Annotated in this window: 11 protein-coding genes, 1 tRNA gene, 1 pseudogene and 1 riboswitch; of the genes and pseudogenes, 11 read left to right on the top strand and 2 right to left on the bottom strand. The window is 65.6% G+C overall.

Annotation, left to right across the window (positions count from 1 at the left end; genetic code table 11):
• Window positions 1–35: 35 nt before the first annotated feature.
• Window positions 36–851, top strand: coding sequence for an ABC transporter ATP-binding protein (locus tag ACW9UL_RS06860; protein WP_457789702.1), 816 nt, complete (start codon window positions 36–38; stop codon window positions 849–851).
• An 85-nt stretch (window positions 852–936) separates the two neighbouring features.
• On the opposite strand, the gene ACW9UL_RS06855 is transcribed toward ACW9UL_RS06860, so the two are convergent.
• Window positions 937–1869, bottom strand: a complete 933-nt coding sequence (locus ACW9UL_RS06855; protein WP_457789700.1) for a hypothetical protein — start codon at window positions 1867–1869, stop codon at window positions 937–939.
• A complete protein-coding gene (locus tag ACW9UL_RS06850) occupies window positions 1866–2906 on the bottom strand; it encodes an isopenicillin N synthase family dioxygenase (protein ID WP_457789698.1) in 1041 nt (346 codons plus the stop codon). Before ACW9UL_RS06850 ends, ACW9UL_RS06855 begins: the two co-directional genes overlap by 4 nt.
• 333 nt (window positions 2907–3239) lie before the next feature.
• Window positions 3240–3339: riboswitch (guanidine-I (ykkC/yxkD leader) on the top strand.
• A gap of 68 nt (window positions 3340–3407) precedes the next feature.
• Here ACW9UL_RS06850 and ACW9UL_RS06845 point away from each other — a divergent pair.
• The 10 genes and pseudogenes from ACW9UL_RS06845 to ACW9UL_RS06800 all read left to right on the top strand — a co-directional run bounded on the left by ACW9UL_RS06845 (window position 3408) and on the right by ACW9UL_RS06800 (window position 13995).
• Window positions 3408–4475 carry a putative urea ABC transporter substrate-binding protein gene (locus ACW9UL_RS06845; protein WP_457789696.1) on the top strand — a complete coding sequence of 356 codons (1068 nt, stop codon included), beginning with the start codon at window positions 3408–3410 and terminating at the stop codon, window positions 4473–4475.
• An 83-nt stretch (window positions 4476–4558) separates the two neighbouring features.
• Window positions 4559–5287: an urea amidolyase associated protein UAAP1 gene (locus tag ACW9UL_RS06840; RefSeq protein WP_457789694.1), complete on the top strand. Its 729-nt coding sequence runs from the start codon at window positions 4559–4561 to the stop codon at window positions 5285–5287.
• 86 nt (window positions 5288–5373) lie between these two features.
• The gene (locus ACW9UL_RS06835; RefSeq protein WP_457789692.1) at window positions 5374–6024 is read left to right on the top strand and encodes an urea amidolyase associated protein UAAP2; all 651 of its coding nucleotides are present in this window, start codon (window positions 5374–5376) and stop codon (window positions 6022–6024) included.
• 211 nt (window positions 6025–6235) lie between these two features.
• Complete coding sequence (uca, locus tag ACW9UL_RS06830; protein ID WP_457789690.1) at window positions 6236–9886, top strand: urea carboxylase; 3651 nt, start codon at window positions 6236–6238, stop codon at window positions 9884–9886.
• Window positions 9887–10037: 151 nt separating this feature from the next.
• A pseudogene (locus ACW9UL_RS06825) lies at window positions 10038–10277 on the top strand (GGDEF domain-containing protein); the annotation flags it as partial.
• A 59-nt stretch (window positions 10278–10336) separates the two neighbouring features.
• On the top strand, window positions 10337–10558 hold the full coding sequence (locus ACW9UL_RS06820) for a cysteine-rich CWC family protein (RefSeq protein ID WP_457789688.1): 222 nt from the start codon (window positions 10337–10339) through the stop codon (window positions 10556–10558).
• A gap of 3 nt (window positions 10559–10561) precedes the next feature.
• Window positions 10562–11254, top strand: a complete 693-nt coding sequence (locus ACW9UL_RS06815) for a pseudouridine synthase (protein ID WP_457789686.1) — start codon at window positions 10562–10564, stop codon at window positions 11252–11254.
• Window positions 11255–11657: 403 nt separating this feature from the next.
• On the top strand, window positions 11658–12545 hold the full coding sequence (locus ACW9UL_RS06810) for an alpha/beta fold hydrolase (protein WP_021442977.1): 888 nt from the start codon (window positions 11658–11660) through the stop codon (window positions 12543–12545).
• A gap of 85 nt (window positions 12546–12630) precedes the next feature.
• A tRNA-Gly gene (locus ACW9UL_RS06805) sits at window positions 12631–12704 on the top strand.
• A 457-nt stretch (window positions 12705–13161) separates the two neighbouring features.
• Window positions 13162–13995, top strand: coding sequence for a phytanoyl-CoA dioxygenase family protein (locus tag ACW9UL_RS06800; RefSeq protein WP_457789684.1), 834 nt, complete (start codon window positions 13162–13164; stop codon window positions 13993–13995).
• The last annotated feature ends 1 nt before the right edge of the window (window position 13996 follow it).

The following is a 13996-nucleotide window of genomic DNA, read 5'->3' as shown; positions in this document are numbered from 1 at the left end:
TCAGCCAACACATCGTCCCGCTAAGTGAACCTGCCATGAACCCATCCAGCGCTGCCAACGCCAGCCAGTCGAAAACCGCTTTTATCGAGGCGCGCAACCTGTGGCAGGAATACGGCGACCTGGTCGTGCTCGAACGCCTCAATCTGAAGGTCGACGAGGGTGAGTTCTGCACCCTGGTCGGCGCCTCCGGCTGTGGCAAATCCACCTTTCTGCGCATGCTGCTCGGCCAGGAACGCCCGAGCCGCGGCGAGCTGCTGCTGGGCGGCCAGCCGCTGCCCAACGAGCCCGACCCGAGCCGTGGCGTGGTGTTCCAGCGCTACTCGGTATTCCCCCACCTGAGAGTGCTGGACAACGTCGCCCTGGGCCTGGAGCTGCCGCGCTCGCCTTTGCTGGGCCGGCTGTTCGGCGCGGCCAAGCGCGAGGCCCGCGAGCGCGCCGCGGAAATCCTCACCAAGGTCGGCCTCGGCCATGCCCTGAACAAGTATCCCAGCGCGCTTTCCGGCGGCATGCAGCAACGCCTGGCCATCGCCCAGGCGCTGGTGATGCAACCGCGCATGCTGCTGCTCGACGAGCCGTTCGGCGCCCTCGACCCCGGCATCCGCAAGGACATGCACGCGCTGCTGCTGGAACTGTGGCAGGAGACCCGCCTGACCGTGTTCATGGTCACCCACGACCTGTCCGAAGGCTTCAGCCTCGGCACCCGCCTGCTGGTGTTCGACAAGGTGCGCCACGACCCGCAGGCGCCCAACGCCTATGGCGCGCGCATCACCTACGACATCCCGCTGAACGCGGCACGCCGGGCTCAGGCGCAGTTGCCCAGCGAGCTGGCCGAGCGCATCGCGGCAGGCTAACCATCTGTAGGAGCCCGCTTGCGGGCGATCCGCTGTAGCTTGTGCTGATCGCCCGCAAGTGGGCTCCTACAAAACGAGTCGCAGGTCAGCTCAACACTTCCAGATACCTCGACAGCGTTTCACTCTCCGCGGCAAACCAGCGCTGCGCCTCGTCGGTACTCGGCGTGGCGAGAGCGGCGCGCCAATCCGGCTCCAGCGTATCGATAAGGAAGGTGCGTACCACCGCACGGCCATCCGGCCTTTGCAGGTGCTGGCACACACGCCCGGCCGCCGGCAGCTCGAAGCCCTCCAGCGAGACGCTCTGCCCGACCCGTGCCGGCTGGGTGGACAGCGCCACCCGATACCGCCCCTGCTGATCGGCATAGGCCAGCGAGGTCTCGCAGTCGAACAGCGCGGCCAGGGCCTCACCATCCCCGCGCGCCAGCTCGACCCGCTCGCGCAGTTGCAGCGCTGATTCACCAGGCTCCTTGACCCGACCCTGCACCCAGCCAAGCTGCTCGCCGCAGAGAATCAGGCCGCCGCCGCGTTGCAGCACCTCGCCGCTTTCGGCATCGCACTCCTCCAGCAGGCGCAGGCCGATCAACGGCCCGCCGCTGGCCTGCAAACGCCAGTCCTCGACATAGGCGCCGCTGGTGCCGAACTCGATCATGCAGTTGCCGATGCGCTGCAACTGCGCCGGTTCCGGCCAGCGGTTGTGCAGTTGCAGGGACACCCCGCCGTGCCAGCTCAGGTAACCGTTCTCCCAGACGCTCTCGGCCAACCAGCCTTCGTGGTTGGCGAGCTGGCGCAACTCGGCGGCGTCGTAGTCCTGCCAGGCACGCCCCGACAATGGCGGCCCATCCGGTAGGCGCAGGTCGATGGTGAAGCTGCGGCTCTGCAGCCAGTGCACCTGGGTGCGCTCATCGCTGCGGCCATCGGCGAAGCTGATGCTGCGCCGACGAAAGTGCCCGAGCATCCAGTCCGGCACACCACCTTCGGCGCGTTGTGGGTAACGTGCCGCCAGTTCCAGCAGGTTCATGCCGTCACCTCCCGGCGGGCCGCGCCGACACTGGAGGGGCCGAAGCTGGACAGGCCTGTCGCGCCATCCGGCAATTGCAGCGAGCCGTTCTCCAGCCGCTCGCGCAGGTAACGGAAGGTCTGCGCCGTCTGCGCGAACAGGTGGTCGCCGCAACTCACCGGCGCGTACACCCGCTCACCGCGCGCCGGCAGGCCGGCAATCGGGGCGATGCGCGTCGGGTAGTCGCAGGCGCAGAACAGCGGGAAGGCGAAGCGCTCCTCGCTGACCTTGCGCACGCGGTGCGAGGTGGCGACGAAATGGCCGTTGCTGAGCACCTCGAGCATGTCGCCGATATTGATCACGAAGGCGTCCTCCACCAGCGGCACGTCGATCCACTGCCCGTCGCCGTTGAGCACCTGCAAGCCTTCGGCGGTGGGCAACAGGATGGTGAAACACTCGTAGTCGGTGTGCGCGCCGATACCGGGACGGTCAGCCACAGGGTCCGGGTCGAGCGGGTAATGGATCATGCGCAACTGGCTGGTGGGGTGTCGGGTGATGTCGGCGAAGGTGTCCTCGGCCAGCCCCAGCGCCAGGGCGAAGCCACGGAACAGCGTGTCGCCCAGTGCCAGCGCCGCGCGGTAGTAGGCGCCGACCTCGCGCTTGAAGTCCGCCGAGTCCGGCCACTGCGTCGGCCCCAGCAGCGGATAGACCTGGGCCGCCTCGGTGTAGTCGTAATTGACGTCGTAGGCCTCTTTCAGATCCTTGCTGCCGCCGACGAACTGCTCCTCGCCTTCCGGCACGTAGCCGCTGTGGTTGCTCGACTGGCCAATATAGAAGCGCATCTTCTCCTCCAGCGGGCGGGCGAAGAAACTGCGCGCCTGCTGGATCAACCCGTCGCGCAGATCACGCGTAATGCCATGCCCGGTGATCTGCAGAAAGCCGACCTCGCACGCGGCACGGCCCAGCTCGTCGGCAACGCGCTGGCGCTCGGCAAGATGCTCGCAATACAAGCCCGAGACGTCGATCAGGGGAATCGAAGTGAAATGGGTATGCGCCATGGCAATCTCCCTTGAACAAGTGAGTTACCTGGTCGTCCAGACGAGCAGCGGGTCGGGTCGTCCCGAGGGCGGCAGCAAGGCCGCCCCTGCAACAGGGTCGATAGCGATTTCCATGCCACCGCCATCATGCCGCCAAGGCGCGGTGCCACGAGCCGAATTGCCCCCGAACGGTGCAATGAACACCGCCCAGGCCCCATCAGGCAGCACGCAAACCGCAAGCAGCGTCGCCAGAACGCCCAGCCACGGGCTTCGGCGAGCTGGCACGCTATTCGCTAAAGCCTCAGTGTGCAGGTTCTAACCGGGGTTTCCCGGAATCGCGGCACCACAATTTGCGAAATGGATGACTAGGGTTCCGATCCGCGCAGGCGGGTGACTGGTCCGAGAGTCATCGACCTCCAGTGAGGTTACACGGCGGGATAAAAGCCCGGGAGAACGCGCCTTTCGAACCATTCGAAACGTGCCGCGACTCCTGCCCGCACTCAACAAGACTGGAGGTTCCAAATGCGCAAGTACCGTCTGCTCTCCTTCGCCGCTGCCGGTCTGGCCGCGCTGCTCAGCTTCAGCGCCCATGCCGAGAAGAAAGACAGCTTCAGCGTCTGCTGGACGCTCTACGCCGGCTGGATGCCCTGGGGCCAGGCCAGCACCTCCGGCATCATCGACAAATGGGCGAAGAAATACGGCATCGAGATCGATGTCATGCAGCTCAACGACTACGTCGAATCGATCAACCAGTACAGCGTCGGCCAGTTCGACGGCTGCACCATGACCAACATGGACGCCCTGACCATCCCCGCCGCCGGTGGTGTGGACTCCACCGCGCTGATCGTCGGCGACTACTCCAACGGCAACGACGGCCTGCTGATCAAGGGCGAGGGCAAGACCCTGGCCGACCTCAAGGGCATGCAGGTCAACCTGGTGGAGCTGTCGGTCTCTCACTACTTCCTCGCCCGCGCCCTGGAGTCGGCAGGCATGAGCGAGCGCGACGTGAGCGTGGTGAACACTTCCGACGCCGACATCATCGCCGCCTACTCCACCCCCAGCGTGCAGGCCGCCGCCACCTGGAACCCGATGCTCGCCGAGATCATCGCCCAGCCCGGCAGCACCCAGGTGTTCGACTCCTCGAAGATCCCCGGTGAAATCCTCGACATGATGGTGGTCAACACCCAGACCCTGAAGGACAACCCGGACTTCGGCAAAGCCCTGGTCGGCGCCTGGTTCGAGATTCTCGAACTGATGCAGGCCGGAACGCCCGAAGCCACCGACGCCCTGACCGAAATGGCCAAGGCCTCCGGCACCGACCTGGCCGGTTTCCAGGCCCAGCTGGCGACCACCAAGCTGTTCTACACGCCCAAGGAAACCCTGGACTTCGTCACCAGCCCGGCTCTGCCGGAGACCATGACCAAGGTCGCCAACTTCAGCTTCGAGCACGGCATCCTCGGCGAAGGCGCGCGTAGCGCCGACGCCATCGGCATGACCTTCGCGGGCGGCGTAAGCACCGGCGACGCCGCCAACATCAAGCTGCGTTTCGACCCGAGCTACATACAAATGGCCGTCGACGGCAAGCTTTGAAGCCTACGCCCTAAACCACATCGCAACGCTAATCAGGCGCCACTGCCGGCGCCTGACGACCAGGCTTTGATCCCGAGGTCCCCATGAACACTGCCCTTACCCTGCGCCCGACCCTGTACGAGGAAACCGTACCCGGCGGCGGCCACACCTCCTTCGTGCTCAAGCGCGGCCAGCTGCTGCGCATCACCGACCTCGAAGGCGGCGCCAACGTCAGCCTGCTGCTGTTCAACGCCGCCGAGAAAAGCGAACGACTGAACCTGCCCGATACCCTCAAGTGCCAACACACCGCCAGGCTCAGCGCCGGCCACTGTCTGTACTCGGACATGGGCAAGGTGCTGGCCGCCATCACCGCCGACACCTGCGGTTGGCACGACAGCTTCGGCGGCGTACTGAATGCCGAGGAAGTGCTGGAGAAATACGGTCAGGGCCGCTACCAGGAACTGCGCAACGGCTTCTTCCGCAACGGCATGGACAACCTGCTGGTGGAAATGGGCAAGTGGGACCTCAACCTGCAGGACCTGCTGATGAACCTCAACCTGTTCAGCCGCGTGGACGTCGACGCCGAGGGTGTCTTCCACTTCCAGCCGAACAATTCCAAGGCCGGCGACCATATCGAGCTGTATGCGCCGATGGACACCCTGGTGGTGCTCACCGCCCTGCAGCACCCACTGGACCCCAACCCGCAGTACGCGCCCAAGCCGGTGCAGCTGCGCTGGAGCGAGGTCGCCAGCGACGGCATCACCCTGCTCTGCCGCACCTCGCGCCCGGAAAACGGCCGCGGCTTTCACAACACCGAACGCCAGTACATTTGAATGGGTCCCCGCCTGCGCGGGGATGACGCCGACCTCGTCACTCCCGCGAAGGCGGGAGCCCAGTAAACGCTATCGAGGACAGTCCGATGAGCCTTACTGCCAGCGACCTGACATCCAGCAACCTGCATCCCGAAACCGCCAGCTTCCGCCACACCATCCCGGCGGGTGAGCCCTACCTGTTCGAGGTCAAGGCCGGGCAGACCCTGCGCCTGCATGATCTGGAAGGCAACCAGGCGATCGACACCCTGTTCTTCGCCGCGCGCAACCCGCGCGAGCGCTTCGACCCGCAGCGCACCCTGCGCAAGCAGAACAAGGTCTACCTGACCACCGGCACGGTGCTCTACTCCAACCTCGGCAAGCCGCTGCTGACCATAGTCGCCGACACCTGCGGCCGCCACGACACCCTTGGCGGCGCCTGCGCGCAGGAGAGCAACACCGTCAGGTATGCACTCGAGAAGCGCTATATGCACAGCTGCCGCGACAACTTCCTGCGCGCCAGCCTGCACGACGGCCGTCTGAGCAAGCGCGACCTCGGCGCCAACATCAACTTCTTCATGAACGTTCCGGTAACGCCGGAGGGCGGTCTGACCTTCGAAGACGGCCTCTCCGCGCCGGGCAAGTACGTGGAGCTCAAGGCCGAGACCGACGTGATCGTGCTGATCTCCAACTGCCCGCAACTGAACAACCCGTGCAACGGCTGGAACCCGACCCCGGCTGAAGTCCTGGTTTGGGATTGATCACTTCCCGTAGGAGCGGCTTCAGCCGCGATAACCCGTAGGGTGGATGTCGCTTTCTACATCCACCGGCTCCGCTGGTTCGCGGCTAAAGCGGAACGCCGCCCGGCCGCTCCTACACAGCAATACGCATCACCCGATTTTTTCGCCACGGACGACCGTGGCGCAGACCCAATGACGGCGGGACGGCCCGCCACCTTCGAGGGCTCCTCGAATGTTCGACAAACTCCTGATCGCCAACCGTGGCGCCATCGCCTGCCGCATCCTGCGCACCCTGCGTGAACTGAATGCCAGCGGCGTGGCCGTGTATGCCGAAGCCGACGCCGCCAGCCTGCATATCCAGCAGGCAGATGAAGCCTTCTGCCTCGGCGACGGCCCGGCTGCGCAGACCTACCTGGTGGTCGACAAGATTCTCGCTGCCGCCAAACGCAGCGGCGCCAAGGCCATTCACCCCGGCTACGGCTTTCTCTCCGAGAACGCCGCCTTCGCCGAAGCCTGCGAAGCCGCCGGCATCGCCTTCGTCGGCCCGACGCCCGAGCAACTGCGCGTATTCGGCCTCAAGCACACCGCCCGCGCCCTGGCCAAGCAGCACGGCGTGCCGATGCTCGAAGGTACCGAGCTGCTGGAAAACCTCGATGCTGCACTCAAGGCCGGCGAACAGGTCGGCTACCCGGTGATGCTGAAAAGCACCGCTGGAGGTGGCGGCATCGGCATGCGTGTCTGCCGCTCGGCCGCAGAACTCAGCGAAGCCTTCGAGGCGGTCAAGCGCCTGGGGCAAAACAACTTCAGCGACAGCGGCGTATTTATCGAGAAGTACATCCAGCGCGCCCGCCACCTGGAAGTGCAGGTATTCGGCGATGGCCAGGGCGAGGTGCTCGCCTTCGGCGTGCGCGACTGCTCGGTACAGCGCCGCAACCAGAAGGTGGTGGAAGAAACCCCTGCACCGAACCTGCCCGCCGGCATGGCCGATGAGCTGTGCGCGGCGGCGATCAAGCTGGCCAAGGCGGTCAGTTACCGCAGCGCCGGCACCGTCGAGTTCGTCTACGACAGCGAGGCCGAGCGCTTCTACTTCCTCGAAGTGAACACTCGCCTGCAGGTCGAGCACGGCGTCACCGAACAGGTGTGGGGCGTCGACCTGGTGCGCTGGATGATCGAGCTGGCAGCCGGCGATCTGCCGCCGCTGAGCGAACTGGCGAAAACCCTCGAACCCAGCGGCCATGCCATCCAGGCACGCCTGTACGCCGAAGACCCGGGCCGCGATTTTCAGCCCAGCCCCGGCCTGCTCACCGCCGTGGCATTCCCGCCCGCTGACGGCAAGGCCCTGCGCATCGATACCTGGGTCGAGGCCGGCTGCGAGATTCCGCCCTACTTCGACCCGATGATCGCCAAGCTGATCACCTGGGCGCCAACCCGCGAGCAGGCCAGCGCCGCTCTGGACAAAGCCCTTGGCGATTCCGTGCTGTACGGCGTGGAATGCAACCGCGACTACCTGCGCCAGATCCTGGGCGATACGCCCTTCGCCAGCGGCAAGCCCTGGACGCGCTGCCTGGAGAATCTGGTCTACCAGGCCAGCACCTTCGAGGTACTGAGCGCCGGTACCCAGACCAGCGTGCAGGACTTCCCCGGCCGCCTCGGCTACTGGGCCGTTGGCGTGCCGCCGTCCGGGCCGATGGACAGCCGTGCCCTGCGCCTGGGTAACCGCCTGCTCGGCAACGAAGAAGGCGCCGCTGCGCTGGAAATCACCATGAGCGGCCCGCTGCTGCGCTTCAATACCGACGCCGTGGTCGCCGTCACTGGCGCCGAGATTCCGCTGAGCGTCGATGGCGTGGAACAGCCAATGAACACCGCCCTGCCGATCGCAGCCGGCAGCACCCTGGCCCTCGGCACCATCGCCGGTAGCGGCGCACGCTCGTACCTGACCCTGCGCGGCGGCCTGCAGGTGCCGGATTACCTAGGCAGCAAGAGCACCTTTACCCTCGGCCAGTTCGGCGGCCATGGCGGCCGCGCCCTGCGTGCCGGCGACGTGCTGCACCTGCTGCCGCTCGCCGATACCAGCAGCGGCGCACAACTGCCCGCCGAGCTCTGCCCCGACCTGCCGGCCGTACGCGAACTGCGGGTGATCTACGGCCCGCACGGCGCGCCGGAATACTTCAGCGAGCGCTATATCGACCGCTTCCTCGCCACCGACTGGGAAGTGCACTTCAACTCCAGCCGCACCGGTGTGCGCCTGATCGGGCCCAAGCCCGAGTGGGTGCGCGACAGCGGCGGCGAGGCCGGCCTGCATCCCTCGAATATCCACGACAACCCCTATGCGATCGGCGCGGTGGACTTTACCGGCGATATGCCGGTGATTCTGGGGCCCGATGGCCCCAGCCTGGGCGGCTTCGTCTGCCCGGTGACCATCATCGAGGCCGACCTGTGGCAGCTGGGGCAGCTCAAGGCCGGCGACAAGGTGCGCTTCGTGCCGGTGGATATCGCCACGGCGCGGGAACTGGCGCAGACCAACACACGCGAATACGCCGAATTAGGTGGGAGGGGCCGGGCGGCGCTCCGCTTTAGCCGCGACGATGATGCCGCTTCGGTCGCGGCTGCAGCCCCTCTCACAAAGGCCCTCCAAAGCCCTATCGTGCTGGACCTCGGCGAAGGCGACACCCGACTGGTCGCACGCCTGTCTGGCGACACCCACCTGCTGCTGGAAATCGGCGCGCCTGAGCTGGACCTGGTGCTGCGCTTTCGTGGCCACGCGCTGATGCAGGCGCTGGAGGCCAAGCAGCTCGCTGGCGTGATCGACCTCACCCCAGGCATTCGCTCGCTGCAGGTGCACTACCAGCCGGAAACCCTGGCGCTGCAGCGGCTGCTCGACACAGTCGCCGGCGAGTGGGACGCAGTGTGCGCGGCCAAGGACCTCAAGGTACCGTCGCGCATCGTCCACCTGCCACTGTCCTGGGATGACCCGGCCTGCCAGCTGGCGATAGAGAAATACATGACCACGGTGCGCAAGGACGCCCCCTGGTGCCCGAGCAACCTGGAGTTCATCCGCCGCATCAACGACCTGCCGAATCTGGACGAGGTGTACCGCACCGTGTTCGACGCCAGCTACCTGGTGATGGGCCTGGGCGACGTCTACCTCGGCGCGCCGGTGGCCACCCCGCTGGACCCGCGCCATCGCCTGGTCACCACCAAGTACAACCCGGCGCGCACCTGGACCGCGGAGAACTCGGTGGGCATCGGCGGCGCCTATATGTGCGTGTATGGCATGGAAGGCCCCGGCGGCTACCAGTTCGTCGGCCGCACCCTGCAGATGTGGAACCGCTACCGCGAGGTCGAGGCCTTCGACGGCAAGCCCTGGCTGCTGCGCTTCTTCGACCAGATCCGCTTCTACCCGGTATCGGCAGAAGAGCTGCTGCGCATCCGCCGCGACTTTCCGCTCGGCCGCTACCCGCTGCGTATCGAACACAGCGAGCTGCACCTGGCCGACTACCAGGCCTTCCTCGACCGCGAGGCCGAGGGCATCGCCGCCTTCCGCCAGCAGCAGCGCGCGGCCTTCGACGCCGAGCGCCAGCGCTGGATCGAATCGGGCCAGGCGCATTTCGAGGTCGAGGAGGTGGCCGCCGAACTCGGCGAGGATGCGCCGCTCGGCGCGGGCCAGCACGGCATCGACAGCCATATCGCCGGCAACCTGTGGCAGGTGCAGGTGGCAGAAGGCGCGCGCGTCGAGGCCGGCGACGTGCTGGTGATCCTCGAGTCGATGAAGATGGAAATTCCCCTCATCGCCCCGGTGGCCGGCACGGTGCGCGAGGTGCGCGTGCAGCCCGGCTCGCCGGTGCGCGCCGGGCAGCGCGTGGTGGTGCTGGAACAGGCCTGAGCATCGCGGCCGCCGGTGACCCCCCCCCCCCCCCCCCCCCCCCCCCCCCCCCCCCCCCCCCCCCGGCGCGCAAGCGCAAATCGCACGGGCACCGATGACGCGCCTGCGGCAGCGCGCTAGCATTGCGCCACGTCTCCAAGGCCCCGACCTCATGGCATTCAGCACTTCGCGCAAGGCCCAGATCACCCTCCAGCTCCTACCGGGCGGCTTCCTTGCCACCAGCCTGGCCAGCTACTACGCCTCGCGCGAGAGCATCCGGCAGAACATCGTCAACACCGAGCTGCCGCTGACCTCGGACAACATCTACTCGGAAATCCAGAAGGACCTGATCCGCCCCACCCAGATCGCCTCGATGATGTCGCGCGACACCTTCCTGCGCGACTGGGCGCTGAACCAGACCAAGCAGGGCGGGCGCAACCGCGTCTGCGCCGCCACTCTGGACGACGCGCCGTGAACCCCACACAACGCTGCCCGCTCTGTGGCCAGGGCAACGCTTGCGCCCTGGCCGACGGCGCGCCGGACATCCAGGCCTGCTGGTGCTTCGCGGCCCGCATCGACCCGGCTGTGCTCGAGCGCCTGACGCCCGAACAGCGCGACCAGGCCTGCCTGTGCCCGGCCTGCGCGGGTGTGGTCGAAGCCGCCGAGCGCGACCGGCGCAGCGAGCAGGACTGAGCCATGCGCCTCGACCGCTTCCTCAGCAACTTCCCCCGTTTCAGCCGCCAGGACAGCCGCCTGCTGATCAGCGCCGGGCGTTTGCGGGTGGACGGCGCGGTGATTCACGACCCGCGCTTCGACGTGCGCGACTTCCAGCGCGTCGAGCTGGACGACGAACTGCTGCAAGCCGGACGTAGCGCGCGCTACTGGATGCTGCACAAGCCGGTCGGCGTGGTCAGTGCCACCGAGCACGACGAACACCGCACCGTCCTCGACCTGCTCGACGAGCCGGACAGACACGACCTGCACCTGGCCGGCCGCCTGGATCTGAATACCAGCGGCCTGCTGCTGATCACCAACGACGGGCGCTGGTCGCGGCGCATCACCCAGCCGCAGCAGCGCAAGCCCAAGGTCTACCTCGTCGACACCGAACAGCCGATCACCGCCGAGTACGCCGAAGTCTTCGCCCGCGGCCTGTACTTCGCCTATGAAGACCTCACCACCCTGCCCGCCCGGCTCGAACTGCTCGGCAGCCACAGCGCTCGCCTGACCCTGTTCGAGGGCCGCTACCATCAGGTCAAGCGCATGTTCGGCCACTTCCGCAATCGGGTCGTCGCCCTGCACCGCGAGAGCATGGGCGAGATCCACCTCGACCCCTCGCTTGCCCCCGGCCAATACCGTCCACTGACCAGCGCGGAAATCGCCAGCGTTTGAGGGGCGCTGGCAACGCCGGCAATCGTTCGCAAGCTAACCGACCAACGGCAGCAGCAATATGCGATAAAGCTGTGACTCGCTCTTGCATGGCTGCAAGGGCGCTGCTTAAATCGAACCATAAGTCTCGGCGTGACCAATGAGTCACAGCAGACATCTAAGCGTTCCATCGGTTGCTTGCGCCCTGCGCGAACTGGATTCCTGCCTGGTAACACCGCCCTCGCTCCCGGCCTTTAAAAGGCTTGGGCAGTCGCTCTGTTTCGATCCTAACTGATTGAAAATCAAAGAATTATAAAATCCTCCAGCCTGACATTAGGTTGTCATGTCCAGGCGTTTATCTGACTGCCCAAAAGCTTGCGAACGGCCCACCGCTCGCCTCGTCACACTTGCGCCAGGAGGAAACGACATGAGGCCACAAACCGCAGTCGTCGAGATCAACAGGAAGCACAAGGTTCACACGGAGTTCTACGGCAACCCGGCAGCGAGCAAGACGATCATCCTGGTCAACGGCTCCCTGGCGACCACGGCGTCCTTCACCCAGACCATCAAATACCTGCAGCCGCAGTTCAACGTGGTGGCCTTCGATCTGCCGTACGCCGGTCAGTCCAAGCCGTTCAACAGCGACTTCACGCCCATCAGCAAGGAAGACGAAGCCGCGATCCTGCTCAAGCTGATCGACCACCATGGCGCCAACTACCTGATGTCCTTCTCCTGGGGCGGCGTCGCCTCCATGCTCGCCCTGGCACAGCGTCCGGCCAGCCTGGAGAAGGCGGCGATCTGCTCCTTCTCGCCGATCCTCAACGTGCCGATGCTCGACTACCTGCACAAGGGCCTGCGCTTTCTCGGCGCGGTGGACCGCGACAACATCGCCCTGCTGGTCAACAGCACCATCGGCAAGCACCTGCCATCGCTGTTCAAGCGCTTCAACCACAAGCACGTCAGCACCCTCGACGAGCACGAGTACCGGCAGATGTATGCCCATATCAAACAGGTGCTCAGCCTGGAAGCGCACTGCCGCAAGGAATGCCTGCAGGCCATCGACATCCCCCTGCTGTTCGTCAACGGCGATCGCGACGAATACACCTCGGTGGAAGACGCCTGCCTGTTCGCCCATCACCTCGATAACGCCCAGTTCGCCGTGATCAACGACGCCGGCCACTTCCTCGACATGGAGCACAAGGACGCCTGGCTGCAGACCCAACGCGTGCTGCTGGACTTCTTCAACGCCCCCAGCAAGCGCCTGCTGCTGCCACGCCGTGGCGGGCTGCAGGAGCTGCAGGCCATCGCCGTATGAGCAGGCCCCACGGCGAACCGGATGCACGACCAGCACCGGTTCGCCCTTCATTTCCCCGCCGAGTTCCGGTATAAAGGCACCCGCCGCGGGCGTCGTATAATGGCATTACCTGAGCTTCCCAAGCTCATGACGAGGGTTCGATTCCCTTCGCCCGCTCCAGAATTCACGCGGCCTACAGCCTGATCAAGATGAAAATCTACAGCGTTGGGGGCCGTTTTGGGGGACGTATCCAGTCCCATTTCCTGATCGACGCCATCGATTTCTGAGGTGGTTTCAGGCCGATCAGAAGCGAACCAGCAGTCGCGGCTTGGTCTCCCCGGAAGCGCCCCCTAGTATCCCGAATGACTGGTTTGCCCGCGCCTCGCGTAGCTTGACAATCAGTCCCCGTCCCTTCTGGCGATCTCTTCGCCTGCCCGACAGCACAATCGTTTTCGTCGATCCCTTAGCGATATACGCGCCGTCAGCCTTCTCGCCTAGCGTCACAACGCCCGCGGTTTCGCGCATCGATACGCGCGAAGCCAGCTCTACGCTAACATAAAATAACACTTGTTGCGTTAATTAGGGTTCGCTGATAGCCTGCTGCTCAGCTCAGTGAAATCTCCGAGGAGACAGCACCATGCATGACTCTCTGCGCAACGCGTTCCTGGAGGACGGAGCCGTCCTGATCAAAGGCCTGCTGAACGAGGAGCAACTGGCCCGGTGCCGGGCGGCCTACGACTGGTCGGTGGAGAACCATGGCCCCCATGCCACCCGCATGTTCGATGGGACGGTGCAGCAATCGCACGTCGACAACGCCAATCCGCTGGCGAAGGAACGCCTAGAGGAACTGGTTGCCTCCCTGCCCTTCGGCCAGTTGTTCGCCGACCTCTGGGGTTCGAGAAATGTCTGGTATTTCGCCGAGGAAGTGTTCCTCAAGGCCGGCGGTCATGGAGCGCGTACGCTTTGGCACCAAGACACGTCTTACCTGCCCTGGGCCGGTCAGCATTGGGGCAACGCCTGGATCAGCTTCGAATCCGTGCCCAAGCAGAACGCGCTGGAGATCATTCGTGGCTCGCACCGCGGCCCTCGCTTTGACGGCACCACCTTTCGCGATCCGAACGACCCGACCCAGCCCCTGCATGGTGGTGGAACCCTGCCCCGGCTGCCCGACATCGAGGCCGAGCGCGAGCTGAACCCCAACGCCTACGACGTCCTCTCCTGGGCCACCGAACCCGGCGATGTGGTGCTGATCCACCCCGGCTCTCTGCATGGCGGCGCGCCTGTCGACCAGAATTTCCCGGATCGCCATACCTTCGTATTCCGTTTCTTCGGCGACGACGCAACTTTCCACCCACTGCCGGAGCACAGCGACTCGGGCTATCCGAGGGCGGGCATTCTGTTTACCGAAGAGCTGTCGAACCTGCAGCCGGGCGACCCGTTTCGCCACCCCACCTTCCGCCAGCTCGTGTGAT

It is taken from the genome of Pseudomonas sp. PL-6, from assembly GCF_054110165.1.
This window is presented reverse-complemented; position numbering and strand designations above follow the sequence as displayed.